Annotated in this window: 21 protein-coding genes; 16 read left to right on the top strand and 5 right to left on the bottom strand. The window is 57.8% G+C overall.

Going from position 1 to position 21,320, the window contains the following annotated elements; translation table 11 throughout:
* The first annotated feature begins 9 nt into the window (after window positions 1-9).
* Both kdsA and ABEA08_RS04015 read left to right on the top strand, forming a co-directional pair.
* A complete protein-coding gene (gene kdsA, locus ABEA08_RS04020) occupies window positions 10-861 on the top strand; it encodes a 3-deoxy-8-phosphooctulonate synthase (RefSeq protein ID WP_345333561.1) in 852 nt (283 codons plus the stop codon).
* Window positions 862-955: 94 nt separating this feature from the next.
* Entirely contained in the window at window positions 956-1,225 is a 270-nt protein-coding gene (locus ABEA08_RS04015) for an acyl-CoA-binding protein (protein WP_345333559.1), read from the top strand.
* Between the two features lie 54 nt (window positions 1,226-1,279).
* Here the strand turns inward: ABEA08_RS04015 and ABEA08_RS04010 are convergent, their stop codons facing one another.
* Complete coding sequence (locus tag ABEA08_RS04010) at window positions 1,280-1,495, bottom strand: hypothetical protein (protein ID WP_345333557.1); 216 nt, start codon at window positions 1,493-1,495, stop codon at window positions 1,280-1,282.
* Between the two features lie 131 nt (window positions 1,496-1,626).
* Here ABEA08_RS04010 and ABEA08_RS04005 point away from each other — a divergent pair, with 131 nt between their 5' ends.
* From ABEA08_RS04005 to ABEA08_RS03975, 7 genes are all read left to right on the top strand, one after another.
* Window positions 1,627-2,547: a transcriptional regulator GcvA gene (locus tag ABEA08_RS04005; RefSeq protein ID WP_345333555.1), complete on the top strand. Its 921-nt coding sequence runs from the start codon at window positions 1,627-1,629 to the stop codon at window positions 2,545-2,547.
* A complete protein-coding gene (locus ABEA08_RS04000) occupies window positions 2,522-3,199 on the top strand; it encodes an alpha/beta family hydrolase (protein WP_345333553.1) in 678 nt (225 codons plus the stop codon). The genes ABEA08_RS04005 and ABEA08_RS04000 overlap by 26 nt, the downstream gene beginning before the upstream one ends.
* On the top strand, window positions 3,196-3,606 hold the full coding sequence (locus tag ABEA08_RS03995) for a DUF423 domain-containing protein (RefSeq protein WP_345333551.1): 411 nt from the start codon (window positions 3,196-3,198) through the stop codon (window positions 3,604-3,606). Before ABEA08_RS04000 ends, ABEA08_RS03995 begins: the two co-directional genes overlap by 4 nt.
* On the top strand, window positions 3,599-4,669 hold the full coding sequence (gene rlmM, locus ABEA08_RS03990; RefSeq protein WP_345333550.1) for a 23S rRNA (cytidine(2498)-2'-O)-methyltransferase RlmM: 1,071 nt from the start codon (window positions 3,599-3,601) through the stop codon (window positions 4,667-4,669). The genes ABEA08_RS03995 and rlmM overlap by 8 nt, the downstream gene beginning before the upstream one ends.
* Window positions 4,670-4,684: 15 nt before the next feature.
* Window positions 4,685-4,876 carry a hypothetical protein gene (locus ABEA08_RS03985; protein ID WP_345333548.1) on the top strand — a complete coding sequence of 64 codons (192 nt, stop codon included), beginning with the start codon at window positions 4,685-4,687 and terminating at the stop codon, window positions 4,874-4,876.
* A gap of 168 nt (window positions 4,877-5,044) precedes the next feature.
* Window positions 5,045-5,884: a 2OG-Fe(II) oxygenase family protein gene (locus ABEA08_RS03980; RefSeq protein ID WP_345333546.1), complete on the top strand. Its 840-nt coding sequence runs from the start codon at window positions 5,045-5,047 to the stop codon at window positions 5,882-5,884.
* A 348-nt stretch (window positions 5,885-6,232) separates the two neighbouring features.
* Window positions 6,233-7,726, top strand: a complete 1,494-nt coding sequence (locus tag ABEA08_RS03975) for a DUF3360 family protein (RefSeq protein ID WP_345333544.1) — start codon at window positions 6,233-6,235, stop codon at window positions 7,724-7,726.
* A gap of 82 nt (window positions 7,727-7,808) precedes the next feature.
* Here ABEA08_RS03975 and ABEA08_RS03970 read toward each other — a convergent pair whose 3' ends face one another.
* Window positions 7,809-8,318 carry a glycine cleavage system transcriptional repressor gene (locus tag ABEA08_RS03970; RefSeq protein ID WP_345333542.1) on the bottom strand — a complete coding sequence of 170 codons (510 nt, stop codon included), beginning with the start codon at window positions 8,316-8,318 and terminating at the stop codon, window positions 7,809-7,811.
* 265 nt (window positions 8,319-8,583) lie between these two features.
* On the opposite strand from ABEA08_RS03970, the gene ABEA08_RS03965 reads away from it, so the two are divergent.
* Together ABEA08_RS03965 and ABEA08_RS03960 are read left to right on the top strand one after the other, a co-directional pair.
* Window positions 8,584-10,416, top strand: a complete 1,833-nt coding sequence (locus ABEA08_RS03965) for an ATP-binding protein (RefSeq protein ID WP_345333540.1) — start codon at window positions 8,584-8,586, stop codon at window positions 10,414-10,416.
* A 128-nt stretch (window positions 10,417-10,544) separates the two neighbouring features.
* Window positions 10,545-12,572, top strand: coding sequence for a M3 family metallopeptidase (locus ABEA08_RS03960; RefSeq protein WP_345333538.1), 2,028 nt, complete (start codon window positions 10,545-10,547; stop codon window positions 12,570-12,572).
* An 80-nt stretch (window positions 12,573-12,652) separates the two neighbouring features.
* Here ABEA08_RS03960 and ABEA08_RS03955 read toward each other — a convergent pair whose 3' ends face one another.
* The gene (locus tag ABEA08_RS03955; RefSeq protein ID WP_345333536.1) at window positions 12,653-12,889 is read right to left on the bottom strand and encodes a hypothetical protein; all 237 of its coding nucleotides are present in this window, start codon (window positions 12,887-12,889) and stop codon (window positions 12,653-12,655) included.
* Between the two features lie 384 nt (window positions 12,890-13,273).
* Between ABEA08_RS03955 and ABEA08_RS03950 the strand changes: the two genes are divergently transcribed.
* The gene (locus ABEA08_RS03950) at window positions 13,274-13,648 is read left to right on the top strand and encodes a hypothetical protein (RefSeq protein ID WP_345333534.1); all 375 of its coding nucleotides are present in this window, start codon (window positions 13,274-13,276) and stop codon (window positions 13,646-13,648) included.
* A 49-nt stretch (window positions 13,649-13,697) separates the two neighbouring features.
* On the opposite strand, the gene ABEA08_RS03945 is transcribed toward ABEA08_RS03950, so the two are convergent.
* Window positions 13,698-14,165: a hypothetical protein gene (locus ABEA08_RS03945; protein ID WP_345333532.1), complete on the bottom strand. Its 468-nt coding sequence runs from the start codon at window positions 14,163-14,165 to the stop codon at window positions 13,698-13,700.
* Between the two features lie 149 nt (window positions 14,166-14,314).
* A complete protein-coding gene (locus tag ABEA08_RS03940) occupies window positions 14,315-15,322 on the bottom strand; it encodes an AraC family transcriptional regulator (RefSeq protein ID WP_345333530.1) in 1,008 nt (335 codons plus the stop codon).
* Window positions 15,323-15,486: 164 nt separating this feature from the next.
* Between ABEA08_RS03940 and ABEA08_RS03935 the strand changes: the two genes are divergently transcribed.
* Genes ABEA08_RS03935 through ABEA08_RS03920 form a run of 4 tightly spaced genes read left to right on the top strand, consistent with a single transcriptional unit; the run spans window position 15,487 to window position 21,283 of the window.
* Window positions 15,487-16,710 (top strand): acetyl-CoA C-acetyltransferase, encoded by a 1,224-nt coding sequence (locus tag ABEA08_RS03935; protein ID WP_345333528.1) that lies wholly within the window; start codon window positions 15,487-15,489, stop codon window positions 16,708-16,710.
* Window positions 16,711-16,723: 13 nt separating this feature from the next.
* Window positions 16,724-18,889, top strand: a complete 2,166-nt coding sequence (locus ABEA08_RS03930) for a 3-hydroxyacyl-CoA dehydrogenase NAD-binding domain-containing protein (protein ID WP_345333526.1) — start codon at window positions 16,724-16,726, stop codon at window positions 18,887-18,889.
* 42 nt (window positions 18,890-18,931) lie between these two features.
* Window positions 18,932-20,044, top strand: coding sequence for an acyl-CoA dehydrogenase family protein (locus tag ABEA08_RS03925; protein ID WP_345333525.1), 1,113 nt, complete (start codon window positions 18,932-18,934; stop codon window positions 20,042-20,044).
* A 12-nt stretch (window positions 20,045-20,056) separates the two neighbouring features.
* On the top strand, window positions 20,057-21,283 hold the full coding sequence (locus tag ABEA08_RS03920; RefSeq protein WP_345333523.1) for an acyl-CoA dehydrogenase family protein: 1,227 nt from the start codon (window positions 20,057-20,059) through the stop codon (window positions 21,281-21,283).
* The last annotated feature ends 37 nt before the right edge of the window (window positions 21,284-21,320 follow it).

Here is a 21,320-nt window from a genome sequence, read left to right as displayed (position 1 = left end):
GAGGTTAGGATGAACGCAGTCTCCATCAAGGTGGGCCAATGCGATGTGGCCAATGACAAGCCGTTTGTGCTGTTTGGTGGCATGAACGTACTGGAGTCGCGCGATCTGGCGATGCAGATGGCTGAGCACTATGTGAAGGTGACCGAGAAGCTGGGGATCCCTTATGTGTTTAAAGCCTCGTTTGATAAGGCCAACCGCAGCTCTATTCATTCCTACCGTGGACCGGGCATGGAAGAGGGGTTACGGATCTTCGAAGAGATCAAAAACACCTTTAATGTGCCGCTGATCACCGATGTACACGCGCCAGAGCAGGCCGCCCCGGTGGCCGAGATCGTCGACGTGATCCAACTGCCTGCGTTTTTGGCACGTCAGACCGATCTGGTGGCGGCGATGGCCAAAACCGATGCGGTGATCAACGTCAAGAAGCCGCAATTCCTAAGCCCGGGCCAGATGAAGAACATCGTCGAGAAGTTCCAAGAGGGCGGTAAGTCTGAGGTGATCCTGTGTGAGCGTGGCGCCAACTTCGGCTACGACAACCTGGTGGTCGACATGCTGGGTTTCCGCACCATGAAGGAGTGCAGTGGCGGCATGCCGGTTATTTTTGATGTGACCCATGCGCTGCAGTGCCGCGATCCACTTGGGGCTGCCAGCGGTGGCCGTCGCCACCAGACCGTTGAGCTGGCTAAGGCCGGTTTGGCCACCGGCCTTGCCGGTCTGTTCTTGGAAGCCCACCCGGATCCGAATAACGCCAAGTGCGACGGTCCGTCGGCGTTGCCACTGTATAAACTGGAGCCGTTCCTGGCGCAGATGAAGGCACTGGATGATCTGATCAAGGCTCAGCCGGATCTGGGGATCGAATAAGGTTTGTGCTAAAGATCGGGTTTTGTCGGCGCTGACTTGTGCTGGTATGGCGCCGGGCTCTAGACTGGTTTGACCAATATGGAAGGACAGTGCAATGGAAGCAGAAGCAGAGATCGTCAGCCGTTTTGAACAGGCAAAACAACAGATAGAGCAGTGGCATACCCGGCCAACCAACGACCAGCTATTGGCCTTGTATGGCAGTTATAAGCAGGCCACCGTTGGCGATGTGCTGGGTAAGCGACCCGGGCTGTTTGACTTCCAAGCAGGAGCAAAATACGCGGCCTGGGAAGAGCACAAGGGACAAAGTGCCGAAGAAGCGATGGCCAATTATATCGCCACGGTCGAGCGCATCACCCAAGGGTGAGCCGGACATGCCTAAAAAAGCCGCACAGTCACTGTGCGGCTTTTTTGTTGGGTTCTATTCGGCTTCCGCGTCGGTAAGCTCATCAGCGTCTTGGGCGATCAGAACCGGCGTACCGAGCTCCAGCTGGGCGAATTCGCGCTGCCGTTCGGCCTGATCGATCTCGAGACCGTGCTGGATCTCCTGATGAACAGGGCGGGTGTCCATCTCTACCGGCTCCGGGCTGAGGGGAGTGAGCAGCAACGCGCTGGACAGGATAATAACTGCAGACATGGTGAAACTCCTTAATGAGCCAGAAGTGAACAGGATTTGATGGCGCAAAATTTAACCACTTTGTGTGTCTCACTCAAGCGAGTTAATGTACACTCCAGCATTAGAAAAACTAATATTTTGGCCGAGATCACATGTCCCGAAGACTTCCCCCTCTCAATGCCGTAAAAGCGTTTGAAGCGGCAGCTCGCCACCTGAGCTTTACCCGGGCGGCGGAAGAGCTGTTTGTTACCCAGGCGGCCGTTAGCCACCAGATCAAGGCGTTGGAGGAGCACCTTGGCCTAAAGTTGTTTCGCCGGCGCAATCGCTCCTTGCTGCTGACGGAAGAGGGGCAGAGCTATTTCCTCGATATTAAGGATCTGTTCACTCAGCTGGCGGACGCGACCGAGCGGTTGCTGGCGCGCAGTGCCACCGGCTCACTCACGGTGAGCATGACCCCTAGTTTTGCTATTCAATCGTTGGTGCCCAGGCTGGCGCGCTTTGCGGAGCTGCACCCTGAGGTGGATGTGCGGATCAAGGCGGTGGATCAAGACGACGACTCGATGACCGAGGATGTGGATGTGGCGATCTACTTCGGACGGGGCAACTGGCCGGGGCTGAAGGCGTATAAGCTGCGCAGTGAGTGCCTGGTGCCGGTCTGCTCGCCACGGATGTTGCAGCAAGAGAGCAAACCGCTGCGGACGATCGAAGATCTGGCTCAGCACACCTTGCTGCATGATATGACGCGACATAACTGGAAAGCTTGGGCCAAGCAGCATGGCCGAGGGCTGCTTAACGTTAATTCAGGCCCGATCTTCAGCCACTCATCGCTGGTGTTGCAGGCGGCCATTCACGGTCAGGGCATTGCGCTGGGCTCGTCGGTGTTGGCTCGGCCGGAAGTTGAAGCCGGTCGCTTAGTGTGTCCGTTCGATAAGGTTTTGATGCATAAAAATGCCTACTACCTGGTGTGTCACGAAAACCAGGAGGAGCTGGGGAAGATCCAGGCCTTTCGCGACTGGCTGCTGCAAACCTTTGAGGAGGAGGCGCACAGTGATCTTATCCCAAGTCTCGACTGATGGGCCGTCGGTCTGGCCGGGGGCGTGTCGCCTCGACGGTGCTCCACAGCCGCAGATCGTGCTGCTGTTTGCCCATGGGGCTGGCGCAGGCATGGATCATGACTTCATGCAGCAGATCACGGAGCAGCTCGCGGGTGAGCAGATCCTGGTCGTACGCTTTGAGTTTGATTACATGGCACGGGCAAGGGCAGAGGGGCGCCGAAGGCCGCCGGAGCGATTGCCCAAGCTGAAGGAATGTTTTGACCGCTGGATTGAGGCCGCTAAGATAGCGCACCCGAATGCGTGGCTGGGGTTGATCGGCAAGTCGATGGGCGGCCGGATCGCGGCGTTGTGTGGCGGCCAGGCGGAGTGTGTCTTTGCTCTGGGTTATCCGTTCCACCCCCAAGGCAAAAGCGAACCGGATAAGTGGCGCTGGCAGCCTCTGCAACAGACGACCGTGCCGATCACCGTGCTACAGGGACAACGGGATCCCTTTGGGACTCAAGCCGAGTTAGCGCAGCACACATTGCCGCCGAGGGTGAGTCTGCATTGGCTCAGCGATGGCGATCACAGCTTTGTGCCGCGCAAGCGCAGCGGCCTGAGCCAAACCGACTTAATCGAACAGGCGGGCCGTTTGATCCGCCAGCAATTGCTTGAAGGATCTATCGCATGAGCAGCAAAAACGATTCTATGGCTGCGCCCGTCTTTGGGGTGCTTGCCGCTTTCTTTGGCTTGTTGGCGACCGGCTTAGGGGCCTATGGCGCCCACGGGCTGCCGGGCAAGATCGCCCCTCAACTGCTCGCCAGCTTTGAAACCGCGGTGCAGTATCAGTTTTTTCACGCCCTGGCATTGCTGGCGGTGGCGGTGGCGCTTTTGGTGCGCCCAGGGCAGCGCTTGCTTAAGATCGCTGGACTCTGTTTCGTCGTTGGCATGTTGGGTTTTAGCGGCAGCATCTACGCTTTGGTGCTGCTGGGTAACACGTTTTTTGGCCCCATTACCCCGATGGGGGGGCTGATCTTGATGATTGGGTGGCTGCTGTTGATGGTGGCTGCTTGGAAGTGGGAGTGTACGAATGAATAAGGTCTTGCTGCATTGCCGACCGGGCTTTGAGAAAGACTGCGCGGCGGAGATCACCGATCTGGCCGCTGCGGCTGGGGTGTATGGTTTCCCCAAGTTGGAAAAAAACAGTGGCTTTGTGCTGTTTGAGGGCTATGCGCCGCAGGACGGTGAGCGTCTGATGGAGCAGCTGAACTTTGGCCGCATGATCTTTGCCCGCAGTTGGTTTGTGATCACGGCGGAGTTGCAGGAGATGGATCCCAGCGATCGGATCAGTGCCGTGATGTCCGCCCTTGAGGGCTTGCCGAATAAATCCGGTAAGTTGTGGGTCGAAAGCGGTGAGGGCGATGCTTACCACTCGATGCTGTCATTTTGTCGTAAGTTCACCGTGCCGCTGCGCCAGGCCTTGCGTCAACAGGGGCGCCTCACCAAGGCCGAGAAGGACAAGATGCCGCGGATCCACCTGTTCCTGACCGACAGCTCCCATGGCTATCTGGGCTACAGTCGCTCAGACAATGGCTCGCCGTTCTATATGGGGATCGAGCGGCTGAAGTTTCCTTTTGACGCGCCGAGTCGCTCTACCTTGAAGTTGGATGAAGCCTTTTCGGTGTTTATCGCACCAGATCTGCAGGCCGAGCGGGTCAGCTCTGGCATGCGCGCGGTCGATCTGGGCGCCTGTCCTGGCGGCTGGACCTATCAGTTAGTTAAGCGGGGCATGTTCGTGGCGGCGGTGGACAACGGCGCGATGGCAGAAAGCCTGATGGAGACCGGTCAGGTCACCCACCACCCGGTTGATGGCTTTAAGTTTGAGCCGGAGAAGCCGGGCAACCATTGGTTGGTCTGTGACATGATCGAAAAGCCGGATCGCGTCGCGCGGCTGATGGCTCGTTGGTTGGTGAACAAGTGGTGCGATCAGGCGATCTTCAATCTTAAGTTGCCGATGAAACAGCGATATGCTGGCGTATGTGAATGTTTGAACCAGTTAACAGACATCCTCAGCAGCTCTGGGGTACGGTACGAGCTGCAGGCCAAACACCTGTATCACGACCGTGAAGAGATCACGGTTTATCTACGTCGAATCCATTGATCTTGGAGCAATAAAATGGCGGATCTGTGGCTGGGCTTTGCCCTGCTGATCGTGTGGATGCTGCCCGGCATGCTGGTGATCCTGTATCCGCGCCGTTGTGGCCTCGAGCAGGTGGGGTGGATCCTAGCGGGCTTTAGCTTGTCCTATCCGGCGGTGCTGCTGTATCGGCTCCGTCATCGTTGCATCTGCTTGCAGGTGAGTGTCTAGCCGGTGTCTCCATGCCCCCCAAAAGCGTCGCGTTTGCGGCGCTTTTTTGTGCCTGAACGAACGGTCGTCACTCTTTCTTTGCAGCGGGTTTGGCGGCCAAGGCTGGCGAAAGGGGATTTCATTGTTTAACTTTGGCGCAACAAGTGTTTGGGGCATTAAAGGCAGGCTATGGCATTTCAGGTAGTGGATTATCGGGCGACGGACGCCGCAGAGCAGTTTGCGCAATCGCTGTGTCGCACTGGGGTGAGCGTATTAACCCACCATCCGATTCCAGCAGATCTGGTGTTGGCCATTCATCAGAGCTGGTCGCGCTTTTTTCGTGGGGGCGAAAAGGGGCGGTATCGTTTCAACGGTCGTGGTCAGGATGGCTATTTCCCCGCTCGATGCAGCAACGTCGACAGCCCAGCGAGTCGAGCTGGCTTGAAGGAGTATTTCCACTTCTACCCATGGGGCCAATGTCCGCCGGAGCTGCGTACCGAGTTAAGCCACTACTTTGCCCAAGCTGGCCAACTGGCGGCGGAGTTGGTGGAATGGTTGCAGCACTGGTCGCCAGCACGACGGATCCAGTCCCTGTCTGAGCCCTTGCCGCAGATGATCCATGCCAGCGATAAGAGCTTACTGCGCGTACAGTATTGGTCATCGGGGCATGAGGACGGGATCTTGGACGTCGCATCAACGGTGGCCGAGGCGAATATCAACCTGTTGACGCTCCTACCGACAACGCAGGCGAGAGGGGTGCAGATCCAAGATCAACAAGGGCAGTGGCTTGACGTGCCTAGCCAAGGCGATCCGCTGATCGTCTATGCGGGCGAGATGTTGCAGGAGCTGTCTGGGGGCGAGCTCCGTGTGCCCGTTCATCGCGTGCTCGCCGCTTCGGCGGGAACAGGCGACAGTGAGCCGATCGCGCTGCCCTTTATGTTACAACCTCGCCCTGAGGTTCGCTTGTCTGACCGCTATACCGCGGAAAGTTACCTGAATGAACGGCGACTGCAGCTCGGTCAGCTCTAAGTCACTCGCTGTTTTTGATGATGATAATGTGTGATAAAGGTGGCGATTCGACGCGCGCCGCTCGAATAAGTTTCATTTAATCCCTGAGAAGAGTTCGTCTCGGTACTTTATCGGCTTTATTTGCGTGGCGTTGATGTAATTTTAACCATGCAAAATGGCGTGTGATCAAAACTTTGCAGAGTTGATTGGTCAATTGGTCGGACATTGGATCCGGATCACGGGAACCGGTGGGTAAAGAGTACAGAATACATCCCAACGCTATACTGACAACCGGTCTATCCGGTCATTGGCGCCGCATGACGGCACCGACAGACTTTGAATCATCAGAAACGTGGAGTGGTTATTCCCATGCAGGAAAACCAAGAAAAAAGCTATCGCGAGTTACATCGCCCTAGCAGTGAGTTTGAATCCCGGAGTGACTACCTGGATCATGAACTTCAGATCATGAAGCCCCGCCGTTGGGGGTTAAATTTGCCGGGTCGGGATTTCCGCTTTGAGTGGGAAGATCTGGTACCGGCCCTGGCCGGCACCATCGGCATTATTGCCATGTACTCCGCCGTGGGTATGGCGTGGGCAGAAGGTCTGTCGGCCCGCTGGGATCACATTGAGTTGGGTAAAGAGTTCGCCATTGAGGTGGCTCGAGTTGAGATGCTTATCCCGGCTTTGCTGTTCTGTATCCTAGCTTCCGGTTTCTTTAACCCACGTGCCAACCTGGCCGGTAACCACGGCCCGATGATCCCACTGATCGGCGGGATCGCGCTGGCCGGTGCTCACCCGCTGGCGCTGGCGATCCTTCTGGGTGTATTCGGCCTGTTGCTCTCCTACTTTAAAGGGGGCTCCAAACTGGTGAACCTTACCAGTGAGGGGGTTGCCGGGGGACTCTTGGTGTTCCTTGGCTTTACCGGGGCGATGAGTCAGATCGGTGACATCCAGGCCTGGGCGAAAGGGATCGAGATGGGCCACGTTGGCCTGGTTGTACTGGCGGTGACCATCGTCATGTATGCGTTCCTAGCGAAGGTGGGCAAGCGTTGGTTGGCGATTCCAGCCTGTGCCTTGACCGGCCTGATCATCGCGCTGGGCTTCGGCGCCGGCTTTGATCTGACCTTTGAAACCCCAACCGGTCTGCCAAACCTGAATCCTGTGTACTGGTGGGGCTCTACTGAGCAAGGTTGGATGCTGGGTATGCCGACCTTTAGCCATTTCGTTGCTTCGCTGCCGTTTGCGATCCTGGCGGTTGCTATGTGGTCTCCGGATTTCCTGGGTCACCGCATTTTCCAAGAGCTGAACTACCCGAAGCGTACTCAGCGTGTGCAGATGGACGTGGATGACACCATGACGGCGTGTTCTGTCCGCCAGATGGTCGGCACCGCGGTGGGTGGTTGTAACATCACCTCTTCCTGGGGGACCTACATCATTCCAGCGGCGATCGCGAAGCGCCCGATCCCAGGCGGTGCGATCCTGCTTGGCTCCTTGTGTATCCTGGTTGCCTACTTGGGCTTCCCTATGGACGCCGCGGTTTGGCCGCCAGTGATGCGCGTTGCGCTGTTGGTTGGGGTATTCTTGCCACTGCTGGAAGCTGGTATGCAGATGATCCGTGATACCAAGGACTCTCAGTCTGCCGGGATCTGTGTGTTCGCTGCTGCGGTGACCAACCCAGTATTGGCATGGGCATTGACCATGCTGCTGGACAACAATGGCCTGATCGGCGACAAAGAGCGTCCGAAGAAGCTGTCCAAGCTGGATCGTACCGTGATCCCTGCCACCATGCTGGTGATCTGTTTGATCGCGATGCTGGCGGTTGGCATGCTTGAGCCACAATACGGGATCCCAGGCTTCCTGTAAGCACTCGGAACCTCCGTTAAAAAAGGCGCTGCATCTGCAGCGCCTTTTTTGATCTCGGCGATCACTATGCCAATGATACCAACTACATAACCGGTATGGCGTGAACCACCAAATGCTCATGCAGTGTTTCGAGTTCATTGATTACTGTGTTGATGTCGAGCTCCGCGGGCATGGTGACGGCGAGCTTGGCAGTAAACAGATTGCCGCTGCTTCCGGTCGCTCCAACGCGATGGCTGTCGAAATGTTCGATGTTGATCCCGTGGTTGGCCAGCAGTTGAGTAATGTCGTTGATCAAGCCCGGCTGGTCGGTTGCATTCACCGTAAAGGCGGCGGCAACACCGGGACGCTCAACGGGCACGCCTAACTCGTGGATCTGGATCTGTAGATCGTCCTGCTCGCTAAGCTGGGATCTCAGGGCTTGTTCATGTTCAGCGGGTACATCGACCTTGAGTAGGGCGACGAAGCGTCCGTCCATATTGACCAGCTTGCTATTGAGCCAGCGGCCGCCTAACTGATGGGTGATGCTGGATAAGTGCGTGAGTATGCCTGCCTGATCAGGACCGGTAATACTGACAACAAATTGGCTGTTCATTCCCGTTCTCCTTATTCAATTCCAGGCCCTCAGCCCGTGTGTTTATTGTAACGTACTCTTTTTGTCATCGCGTTAGCACCGGACGCTTTCATGCGCTGACAGACGAGGAAGCTTCGAATGGGAGGATGACGGAGGGTGCGGATTTTTGTCGAAAAAATCGGCCGCGATGGAATGAGAAGCAGTGAGCTGGACTACACTCGAGTTTGAGGTAACGGGACGGTTGCCGTTAGGGACGAGGACGTAGGGAGACGGGGCAGGTATGCAAATGCGCAGGCTAACAGCAAAGCTCTTTAGTGCCATAGCCACGGTATTTTTGGTCTTGGTACTGCTGGTGGGGTTTTGGATCACCGAGCATCATTTTGTGGCAAAGCAGCGTGAATTGGCGCTGTTGTTTGAGATGCAAGCTGGCACCTTGTTGGTTGCTGGGGACGAGCCGAGAATGGAGCAGGAGGCGATCAGCAGCCTGCTAGCTCAGCATACCGACGTGAACTACGGGGTTTTCACCTTAGGGGGCTTGAAGCACGCTTTTCGTTATCGCCGCACGGAGCAGACGCCGGCGTGCAGCCCTGTGTGGCAGCAATTGCCCTATGATCCGATCGCCCAATGTATGGTGACGGAAGGCGATTTGAGGGTTGGGGATCTGCGTTTGTACTATTCGTTGTCCCACGACGTCTCGCAGTTTTTTCAAGATCTGATGGTGCGCTCGGGCGTTGTCCTGCTGTTTCTCTTCGCGGGCTTTGGTTGTATCTACCTGTACGCGGCGCAACTGTTCCTCTATCCATTGACGCGCGTGTTGCGGGAGCTGAGTCAAATGGGAACCGGCAAGGCCAAATTCGTGACCCGTAAGACTGAGCGCAGCGACTTATCAGAGTTGGCGGAGATCTTACAAAAAACCGATGTCGAGCTGTACCAGCGACAGCAGAGCGATGAGGAGCTCAACGGTCGATTACGCAAGGCCCTGTTGGCACGCAGTGAGTTTATGGCCAATGCCAGCCATGAGATCCGCACGCCGATCAACAGCATTATTGGCTTTGTCGATGTGCTAGAGAAGGAACAAGCGCAGTTTCCTGAGGGGCTCAAAGAGCACCTTAGCCATATCTCCAGTGCCTCCTACGCGCTACTGCACATTGTCGATGAGGTCTTGGATTTCTCAAAGCTGGATTCCAGCAAGCTGGAGTTGGAGCCGGTGAATTTTGCGCTTAAGGACGCCATCCGACAGCGGGTGTCCTCCTTCTCGGGCCAAGCCATCTCGTCGAATGTCACCCTGTTGCATGATCTTGCCGACGATCTGCCCGAGTTTGCCTTGGGCGATGAAGGGCGGATGGGACAGATCATCAATAATCTGGTCAGCAATGCGGTGAAGTTCAGTCCCAATGGCAAGGTGACGGTATCGGCTCGATGCTTGCGGCATGATAGCGAAGGCTTCCTGCTCGAGTTGAAGGTGAAGGACAACGGGATCGGCATGGAAAGGAACGTGATCAGCTCGATCTTTGATGCCTATTCCCAGGCGGATACCTCAGTCACCCGCCGGTTTGGCGGTACCGGCTTGGGTCTTGCGATCAGTAAGAAGTTGGCGGATCTGATGTCGGCGCGGCTGGAGGTGGAATCCGAGCCCGAGAAGGGCAGTACTTTTTCCCTGATATTACCGTTGAAGCAGGGTAAGACCATCATTGAGCCAGCACCGGTCAAGGTTGAGTCGGCGACGGTTGGGCTCCTGTCTGGGCGGCGGGTGATGTTGGTGGAGGACAATAAAAGCAATCAGGCGTTAATGAAGGTCTTTCTTGCGAAGCTTGGGGCCGAGAAACCGGCTATCTGCAACAACGGTTTGGAGGCTGTGGAGCAGGCCGATGCGCGTCGCTATGATGTGATCTTAATGGATTGTCAGATGCCGGTGATGGATGGCTTCACCGCAAGTCAGAAGATCCGTTCCGGATTAAGTCAACATGCACTGATCGTCGCCATTACTGCGAACGTGACGGCGCAGGATGAAAAGATGTGTCGGGAAGCGGGAATGGATGACTTTTTGACCAAGCCCTTGACCTTGGGGGCGCTGGAGTCCGGACTGAAACGCATGCTAGTAACCAATGTTTCGGGTTAAATGGGGTCAGAGTAACAATGGATCCATATCAAAGTCAGTGAATAAGCCTTCCGCTGGTGAGGTGACTCCCTCAGGGCGCTAAGAGGCGGTATGCTGTGCCTCTTTTTGTCTTTGATGGGAGTCCTGCATTGAGCCCGAACCCACTGCTACAACCGTTTGAGGGGCCGTTTGGCCTGCCACCATTCGATCAGATCAGCGACGCGGATCTCGCCCCTGCACTGGAACAGGCGATGGCGCAGCATCGGACTGAGATCGACGCCATTATCCACTCAGATGAGCCAGCAAACTTCGGCAACACCATCGAAGCGATGGAACGCGCCGGGGCGCAGCTCACCCAGATCTGGACGTTATTTAGCAATCTGGTGTCGGCGGATACCAATGCCGTTCGCCAGACCCTGCAGCAGCAATGGACGCCGGTGGTGGCTGCGCACTATGACGCGATTCGATTGGAGCCGGCACTGTTTGCTCGAATCGAAGCCGTTTGGTCGAACAAATCAGCGCTTACCGGTGAAGCTTTGCGGCTCACCGACAAGCGTTATCAGGAGTTTGTTCGGGGCGGGGCGCGGTTGCAGGGGCAGGCGAAGCAACGATTTGCCGAGATCAACGCCGAATTGTCGCGATTACAGGTGACGTTTGGCCAGAATTTGCTGGAGGAGAACAACGCCTTTGTCCTTTGGGTGACGTCGGCCGACGAGCTGGCGGGACTGCCTGAGGCGATGATCGCGCAGGCCGCCGCGAAGGGGGCCGAGTTGGGACGCGAGGGTGATTGGGCGTTTGGTTGTGATCGCACCGTGCTCTACCCGTTTTTGACGTATGCCCAATATCGTGGTCATCGGGAAACCTTGTATAAGGGCTACCTAAACCGAGCGGATAACGACAACGAGCGGGACAATAAAGCCAACCTTCGGCGTCAGGCGGCATTGCGGCTCGAGCGTGCCAACCTGTTGGGCTACGCGACCCATGCGCATTACATTCTGGAAGATAGAATGGTTGGCAGCCCAGAAGACGCGAAAGCGTTAATGAGCCAAGTCTGGCAGGCGACCTTAGGGTGCGCACAGATGGAGCTGGCGGATCTGCAAGGGCTGGCGAATAGCCAAGGCGCCAATTTTGGTTTAAAGGGCTGGGATTGGTGGTTTTACGCTGCGCAGTTGCGTCAGCAACGATTCGAGTTGGATGAGGCACAGTTAAAGCCCTACTTCAGCCTCGACAATGTCATTGAAGGGGCCTTCTACACGGCGCGCCGATTGTTTGGGCTGGATTTTCGTGCGCTGGATAATGTGCCGCTGTATCACCCACAGGCACGGGCCTGGGAGGTGCTCGATCCTGCGGGGCAACACCTTGGGATCTTTATTGGCGATTACCTCACCCGGGATAGCAAGCGTGGCGGAGCTTGGATGACGGTATTCCGGCAGCAGTCGGGGTTTGACGGTCCGGTCCGGCCCATCGTGCAAAATGTCTGTAACTTCCCGCCTGCTGCCGCCGGCGAGCCGGTATTGCTGGGCTTTGAGCACGTCAAAACGCTGTTTCATGAATTCGGCCATGCGCTGCATGGACTGCTGAGCCAATGCCAATACCCCGGTCTGGCGGGGACCTCGGTGGCAAGGGACTTTGTTGAGTTCCCTTCTCAGGTGTTGGAGCACTGGGCGATGCAGCCCGAGGTGCTGGCGCACTACGCTCGGCATGTGGAAAGTGGGCAGGTGATCCCGCAAGTGCTGGTCGATAAGATCCAACAGGCTTCTCAATTTAATCAGGGGTTTCAAACCGGTGAATTCCTCGCTGCCGCGTTACTGGATATGGCATGGCACACGTTGGATCTGACCGAAGAGCCGGATGTGTTGGCCTTTGAGGCGAAGATCGCCGATGAGATCCAACTACCGGAAGCCATCGCCTATCGGTACCGCTCCACGGCGTTTGCCCATATCTTCTCTGGCGGCTATAGCGCGGGCTATTACAGTTACCTGTACTCGGCGGTGTTGGATTGTGATGGCTTCAATGCCTTTGTCGAAGCGGGGAATATCTTTGATCCTAACCTGGCAAACAAATTGAAGACTCTGCTGGAAAGTGGCGATACGGTGGCACCGGATCGTCTGTATCAGCAATATCGGGGACGGGCACCTCAGATCGAGGCTTTGTTGCAACACCGCGGCCTGCAGTAACCGATATCACTTGGCTTGGGCGGCTCTCTTGGGTTATCCCCTCGGGGATAACCGCCAGCGCCGAGTCGCCCTGCGGCCGCTTATGGCCGTTGCTCGAGTTGGATCTTTACTCCGAATCGGTGTTGTAACTGCTGTTCGAGTTCCAGGATCCGCGTAAGGTAATCCGGCGTGACCGCCTTTGGGGTTAATCGGTAAGCTGTGGCTCTTGAGGAGAAAGGCAACAGGCTGTTGCTGGTGCGGATCTGCTGGACCGGCAGTGTGGCTTTGAGTAACCGGTTTATTTCTCTGGCTTCTGCACCGGTTGCGATCGCGCTCACCGTAAAGAGCAGAGGCTCAGTGGAGCCGCTCTCAAACCGGTTTAGGTAGTCAGTTTTGATGGATCGCTGTTCTCGCTGATTGTCGCCATTTTCACATCCTTGTGAGCTGGGGGAATGAACGAACATGAGCCGAGTTGTCGGGGTATGAATGGCGCTTAGCAGCGCCGTTCCTGGCGAATTTCATGAGAAAAAGTCATCATACCACTGTTTGAATGTATCAAAGACACGCCTGAAAACAAGGCTACGACACGCGACTTCACTTCAGTTCACTTGACGCAGCCAAGAGGGGGGCGATGCCCGTTCGGTGGGCAGGAGGCGTTCGGTTTAAGCCATTGGGTTTGTCACGATAGCTTGCTAGACTCCGCCTTTTTCATGAGGGCAGGAATGATGTTGAAAGCAAAGGCACCTCAGTTCGGTCAAGGTTTGGGGGCGGTGATCCTGGCGGTCAATGTGGGCAATCTATTGATGAGTCTATGGCAAGCGCCGGAGCTCGTGGCCATGGTGTCACGACAATTTAGCGAGCTGGCACCCTATCAGGCCCAGCTGGTGACCGCCGCATTGCTACTGCTTAATGCCCTTTGGTTGGGACTGGGGGCTTATCTGGCAGTGAGCTTGATGCGAGGCCGACTGTTGCCACCCTGGAAATATTACGTCTGTGCGTCGACCTTGCTGTTTGGCGGCTTGCTCAGCAAGGGATTGGCGGTGGCGGCGATGTTGTTGCGATTGTTCCAGGATGCCGTCAGGCAGGTCGTCAAATAGGAGGGTAAGCTTGCTGCAAGCCGACCCTCGTTGACAAACCTCTTGCGGCTCACTCAATGCAGCGGCTTTCGAAGGTCAGCAGCTCTCTGGCCATCATCCAGGGGTTGTCTTCCAGCAGGGCATAGTTGGATTTTGGGATCTGATCCAGCACCGCGGGCCATTGGATATCGCCGCCCTTGTTATCGGGAAACAGCATGGCTTGGCCATCCAGGCAACGGCCGTCCCGGGTAAAGCGCACGCTCAACCCTTCCGGGTTATGAAAGACGACGCTCTCCCCCTCTTGGCGCCAGCGGATTTTGGCATCGCGGGCGGGCAGCTGCACGCCTTGTGGCGTTAGGAGCCAGAAATGCAAACGGCCCTCTGACAACAGGCGATATTCAAGAAACTGGCCTCGTTCGTTTTTGCCAGCAAACAGCATGCCTTCCATGTCGATGGGTTCGGCGGCGGTACGGGCGTGTACCGGAGTGGCCAGACAGAGGGCGGCGAGCAGGGGAGCGAGCAGGGGGCGTAGTTTCATGGTCTTGTTATTCCAGCGAAGCGGGGCTCTAACGAGCCGATTTATGGCGGTCAGTGTGCCTGCTCTTAGTGGGCCAGAAAAGTGGATTATCGGCAGGGCGTGAGCTGCTTCCGCTTGTTTGTCCCGCGCATGCTCGACAGGACGTTGGTTCAGCTGTGGCGTTGGCGAAACTGTGCCGGGCTCTCCCCCTCCCAGCGCTTGAAGGCCTTAGAGAAGTTGCTTTGGTCGGAGAAGCCCAGCCGTTGGGTGATTTCGGATAGGGGCAGGGTATTTTGCAGCAGGTACTTCTTGGCCATCTTATGACGGCAGTCCGCCAGCAGGGCACTGTAGCCGGTGCCCAGTGCGCTGAGTTTGCGTCGGAACTGACGGCTGGAGAGGTGTAAGGCGGTGGCGATCTCCGCTTGATCCGGCTCACCGTCGGCCAGACGTTCCTGCAATAGGGCGCGGGTACGGGTGATCAGATCCGACTGGGTCAGGGTGTTCATGCTGTTGGCGATCAACTGCTCGCTGAGTTGCGCCATCTCATTATTGGCCCCGAGCAGGGGTTGGTCGAGCAGGGCGCTGGCCAGGCCGATGCGATCCTGCCCACAGTCAAACAGCACCGGGGCACGGTACAGCTCGGTATAGGCAGACGGATCGTCCGGTAACGGTCGCATCAGTTCGACCGCGCTGACCGCAAACTCCGGCAAGATGGCGTTGCGCAGGCCCACCACGATGGCCGCAAACAGCGCATCCATCGCTTCATCGGCGATGGTCGCCCGCTCCACGGCACTGAGTCGATACACCAGCCAGGCCGTTTCCTCTCTTTCTTCCAGTACCAGTGCGCCGTAATGATTCACAAAGGGGAACATGCGACAGAGGCGATCCAGCGCGCCGCGCAAGGTCTCGCTGCTGGCGAACGCCGCAGTCATGGCTGGGCTGACGGTGTTGGTGCTGTACCCGGGCACCCGCAGGCCAAAGGCGGGATCGCCGCTGATCTGGGCCGCGATGCGCCACAGCGCCTGCACCGCCTCGGAAGGGTAGCGTGCATGAGGGTTGTAGGAGTGGGTGGGATCCAGACCGGCTTGCTCAATCACCGCATCGCCGTCGCAGCCCAGGCCGTCCAGCGTCAATGCAATGATGCGGCCAATGGTGGCCACGGAAGTGTGCTCGGTCATCCGTTCTCTGTCTCTCAATTCTCGGGTTCATTTTTCCCGGTGCATGTTGGCCACTGCGCACCAAAGATGGGCCACTGCGCACCAGAGTTGTGCGACTTCTGCTCAATATACTCGGTTTAAGCCTCAGCAACATAAACCGAACAGACTAGCGAGCAGGGACACGCATGAGCACAGAAGCCTATATCTATGACGCCATTCGCACCCCAAGGGGCAGTGGCAAAGCCGGCGCACCGGGTAAGCCCGGCGGCAGCCTGTATGAAGTGAAGCCGGTGGATCTGGTTAACACACTGCTTAAGGCGCTCAAGCAGCGCAATGAGCTGGATACTCGTCAGGTGGACGACATGATCCTGGCCACCGGTGAGCCGGTGGGCGAGCAGGGCCAGAACATCGCCAAGACCGCGCTGGTCTACTCCGATTGGGACGACATCACCACTGGCGCTCAATTGCACCGCTACTGCGCCGGCGGCTTGGACGCGGTCAATATCGCGGCGATGAAGATCCGCTCCGGCTTTGAAGAGCTGGTGGTGGCGGGTGGGGTCGAATCCATGTCGCGCCTCGGCATTGGCGCCAGCGGCGCGGCGGCAGGGGATCCCTGGACTGCGATGCACAGCTACGGGATCTCCCAGGGGCTGGCGGCGGACTTAACTGCGGAGTTGGAAGGATTTTCCCGAGAGCAACTCGACGGCTATGCCCAGCTGTCCCAGCAGCGGGCGGCCAACGCCTGGCAGCAGGGTTACTTCGACCGCTCAGTGGTGCCGGTGACCGACATGAACGGTTGCACCATCCTGGCCAAAGATGAGCACATACGCGAGGGGATCAGCACCGAACAGCTCGGTAAGCTCAAGCCCTCTTTTGCCATGTTCGGCCAATATGGCCACACGGATCTGGCCAAGTTTAAGTACCCGCAAATTGACACCATTCCCTATCGGCATACCGCCGGTAACTCCTCCGGCCTCGTCGACGGCGCGGCCTTGGTACTGGTGGGCACCGAAGCCGCAGGTCAGGCCCAAGGGCTGAAACCCCGCGCCCGCATCGTTGCCTGTGCCAACACTGGCACCGAGCCCACCATTATGCTGGCCGGTCCCGAGCCCGCCACCCTCAAGGCACTGGACAAAGCCGGACTGACCCTGGATGACATCGATCTGTTTGAGCTCAACGAAGCCTTTGCTTCGGTGGTGCTGCGCTATCAGAAGAATCTCGGCATTCCCGATGAAAAGATCAACGTCAACGGCGGTGCCATCGCCATGGGCCACCCCATTGGCGCCACTGGCGCCATGCTGGTGGGCACCCTGCTCGATGAGCTGGAACGGCGGGAACTGAAGCGGGGTTTGATCACCCTGTGTGCCGGCGGCGGGATCGGGATCGCCACCATTATTGAACGCGTTTAAAGGAGGCCAGATCATGAGCTATATCCGATTAGAGCAAGACAGCGACGGGATCATTGAGCTGGTCTTTGACCAGCCTGGGGTGTCGGTGAACACCATGGGTTATGACTACATTGAGGCGATGCAGTCGGCCGTGGCCGAACTCGCACAGCGGGTGGCCGACGGCGGCGTCCGCGGCGTTTATCTGCGCTCCGGCAAGAAGTCCTTCTTTGGCGGTGGCGATCTCAAGTCCCTGCTTCAGGTTCCTAACGAATTCAGCCCGGAAGAAGCGGATCAACAATTTGCCAAAATCGATGAGGCCAAGCAGCCGCTGCGTCGTCTGGAAACCCTTGGTGTGCCAGTGGCGGTGGGGATCAACGGATCGGCGCTCGGCGGCGGCTTTGAGATCTGCCTGGCGTGTCACCACCGGGTAGCGATCGACAGCAAAAAGCTGGAAGTCGGCCTGCCTGAAGCACAGCTTGGGCTGCTGCCTGGTGCCGGTGGCATATGCCGGACCGTGCGCCTGTTTGGTCTGGAGAAAGCCATTCCCTGGTTGTCCAGCGGGGCCAAGTTCAAGGCAAGAGCGGCCTTGGAGAAGGGCTGGGTGGACCAGCTCGCCGCTGACGAAGTGGAGATGCACGCCAAAGCCAAAGCCTGGATCATGGCTAACCCCGAGGCGCGTCAGCCCTGGGATGAGAAAGGCTTTGCCATTCCCGGCGGCTCGCCAGCGGACAAACAGAAGAGTCAGGCGCTGGAGGGGCTGATCTACTTTGGTCCGGTTGGGGTGATGAACAACACCAACAACAACTTTCCGGCCCCCAAGGCGATCTTTGCCTGCGCCCATGACGTCGCCAAGGTGGATTTCGATACGGCGCAGAATATCGAGACCCGCTATTTCCTTAACCTGATGACCAGTCAGACCGCCAAGAACATGATCCGCACCTTCTTCTTTCAGCTGGGCGACATCAACAACGGTGCCAGTCGGCCGAAATTGCCGCGCAGTGAGCTGAGCAAGATCGGGATCATCGGCGCCGGTCAGATGGGGGCGGGCATTGCGTTTGCTGTCGCGAAAACCGGGTTGCAGGTGGTGCTTAAGGACATCAATCAGGCCAATGCGGATAAAGGCAAAGGCTATGCAGCGGCGGTGTGTGAGAAAAATCGTCGCATCGATGCGGCCGGGGCCGAGCGGATCTTGGGCTTGATCCATCCGACGGCGGAGGCGGCCGATCTGGCCGGTTGCGACATCGTGATTGAAGCGGTGTTTGAAGATCGCAAAATCAAAGCGGCGGTGACCGCGGAAGTAGAGAGCGCGGTGGGACCGCAATGCATCGTTGCCTCCAATACCTCGGCACTGCCGATCACCGAACTGGCTCACGCTTCCAAGCGTCCGCAGAACTTCATTGGCATGCACTTCTTCTCGCCCGCCGAGAAGATGCCGTTGGTGGAGATCATCAGTGGTGAGCAAACCTCGGACGCGGCGCTGGCCACCGCGTTTGATCTGGCCCAGCGCCTGGGTAAAACCCCCATTGTGGTCAACGACGCGCCGGGCTTTTTCACCACCCGGGTGATCGGCACCACTATCAGCGAAGGGGCGGCCATGGTGCTGGAGGGGATCAATCCCGTCTTGATTGAGAATGCGGCCAAGTTTAATGGCTCACCGGTGGGCCCGCTGGCGGCGATCGATGAGATCAGTCAGGCCACGGCTTACAAGAACGGCCAGCAGATGCAAGCGGATGCCGAGGCGCAGGGTAAGACGCTGCCGGAGAGCGCGGCGGCGATCTTAGTCGGGCGCATGGTGGAGGAGTTTGACCGTCAAGGTAAAGCCTTTGGTGGGGGTTACTACGACTACCCGGAAAAAGGCACGAAGCGGATCTGGCCGGGGATGAAAACCCATTTCGCCCCCGAAGGCTACACCGAGATCCCGTTTGAAGACATTAAGGATCGCCTGCTGTTTTGCCAAAGCATTGAAGCGGTGCGGGCGATGGAGGAGGGCGTGGTCGAGCGCGCCGCGGACGGCAACGTCGGCTCCATCTTCGGTATTGGCTTCCCACCCAATACCGGCGGCGTCTTCCAGTTTATTAATGCCTATGGCGTTCGCGCTTTTGCTCAGCGCGCCCAGCAACTGGCCGAACGCTATGGCGCACAATTCACGCCGCCCCAACTGTTGTGGGATATGGCCGAACGCGATGCGCAGTTTGTTTAAGCCCACTGCAACGCAAAGGACAGTAGAGAAAAGGACCGAAGCATGAATTTCGATTTTTCCGACGAACATAAGATGATCCGCAAGCAGGCCAAAGTGATGTTGCGTGAACACGCGAGCATCGAACGGGTGCGTGGCGTGCTCGATAGCGAGGCGCAGTACGATACCCAGTTGTGGCAACAGATGGTGGAGTTGGGTTGGCCCGCGGTGGCCATCCCTGAGCAGTATGGCGGTCTTGGCATGGGCCAGTTGGCCCAGTGCGTGATCGCAGAACAGTTGGGGGCGAGCCTGGCACCGACGCCGTTTGCCAGCTCCAGTTATCTGGCGACAGAGCTCCTGCTGCTGGCAGGCAGCGACACTCAGAAACAACACTGGTTGCCGCAGCTTGCCGAAGGCGCGGTCATTGGTACGGTCGCGATCAGTGATGGCGACACGCCTTGCGTGTATCAGGATGGGGCGATCTCCGGCATTAAGCTGCCCGTCGCCGATGGCATGGCAGCGGACTTTGCTCTGGTACGAGCGCAAGAGGTGCAGGCTGAGGAGGCCGAAAACGATGAGCTTGTTGATTCTTGGTTTGTGGTTGCGCTGGCGCCAACGCTGCGTAAAACCGTCGATACCCTGGATCCCACCCGCAGCGCCGCACTGATCCAGTTTGAGTCGACCCCGGCGGAGCGCCTCGGTGCTTCAGGTCAGGCGCCAGGATTGCAGAGTCAGTTGTTTGATCGGGCGGCGGTGTTGCTGGCGTTTGAGCAGCTTGGTGGTGCCGGTGCCTGTCTTCAGGCCAGTGTGGCTTACAGCATGGGGCGTTACGCCTTCTCTAAACCCATCGCGAGTTTTCAGGCGATCAAGCACAAGCTGGCGGATGTCTTTACCGCGATTGAGCTGCTGCGCGCCAACGCCATGTACGGCGCTTGGGCGCTGGCGGAGGACGCGCCAGATCTGCCCTTGGCGGCGGCTACTGCTCGAGTTGCCGGTTGTCAGGCCTACACGTTGGCGGCGGCGGAGAACATTCAGGTTCACGGCGGCAATGGCTTTACCTGGGAATTCGATTGTCACCTGCACTATCGCCGCGCGGCCTGGCTTGATGGGCTGATCGGCGGTGAAGATGTGTGGAAGCACAAGTTGGTGGATGCGCTGAAAACCACCGAGCAGGTTTAAGGGAGAAAGATCATGGATTTTAACGATACGGCGGTACAAGCCGAGTTCCGCGCTGAAGTACAAGAGTGGTTGGCGGCCAATGCCCAGCGAAAGCAAGCGGGAGAGCCGGGCAAGATGGCCCTGAGTGACGAGGCTAAACTGGCGGACGCTAAGCAGTGGCAGGGCAAAAAAGCCGCGGCTGGTTGGGGCGCCATCGCCTGGCCGAAAGTCCTGGGCGGTCGCGGTGGTACGCCGATGGAGCAGGTGATCTGGCGCCAGGAAGTGGCCCAGTACGATGAGCTGGATGACTTCTTCACCATTGGTTTGGGCATGTGCGCGCCAGCGCTGATGGCGTTTGCCAGTAATGAACAGAAGGCGCAATACCTGCCGCGTTTGGCCAGTGGTCAAGACGTCTGGTGCCAGTTGTTCTCCGAACCCTCGGCGGGATCGGACATTGCGGCGCTGCGTACCACCGCCAAGCGGGACGGGGATAAATGGCGGATCAACGGCCAGAAGGTTTGGACCTCCGGGGCGCACTTTGCCGATTACGGTATCGTGCTGTGCCGTACCGATCCCACCGTGCCGAAACATAAGGGTTTGACCCTGTTCTTTATCGATATGAAGCAGCCAGGCGTAGACGCCCGTCCCATTAAGCAGGCGGATGGTGGCGGCCACTTCTCCGAGGTGTTCTTTAACGACGCGGTGGTGTCGGACGATCAGGTGCTCGGCGAGATCGGTGGCGGCTGGAAGGGCTGTTTGACGGTGTTGATGAATGAGCGTCTGGCGGTGGGAAATGCGCAGCCGACCGGCTTTGCCCGCTTCCATGAACTGAGCAAGAGCCTGCAGATCAATGGCAAACCTGCCATTGACGATGGCATGGTGCGCAGCCATATGGCGGACTGGTATGTCCGTTATGCGGGCCTGAAGCACACCAATAACCGCATTTTGACCGCGCTGTCCAAAGGGGCGATGCCAGGACCTGAGGGCTCCATCGCCAAGTTGGTGGCGGCGCCGATGAATCAGGCGATCAACCGCTATGCGGTGCAACTGCTGGGGCAGGCCGGGGTGATCACCGATCCCACGTTGGCCCGTATGCAGGCGCATTATCAGAAAGAGTTTTTGTTCTCCCCTGGGGTGCGACTGGCCGGCGGTACCGACGAAGTGCTGCGCAATATCATCGCCGAGCAGGTGCTGCAGATGCCGCAAGAGAGTCGTGAGGACAAAACCGTGCCTTTTAATGAACTGCCCACCGGACTGTAAGTGGTGGCTCACTTTCGACACGACCCAGAGTCCATAT

This window comes from Ferrimonas pelagia (genome assembly GCF_039543565.1).
In the GTDB taxonomy this organism is placed as follows: Bacteria; Pseudomonadota; Gammaproteobacteria; order Enterobacterales; family Shewanellaceae; genus Ferrimonas; species Ferrimonas pelagia.
Note: the sequence above shows the minus strand (reverse complement) of the source record. Positions and strands in the feature narration are given on the sequence as shown.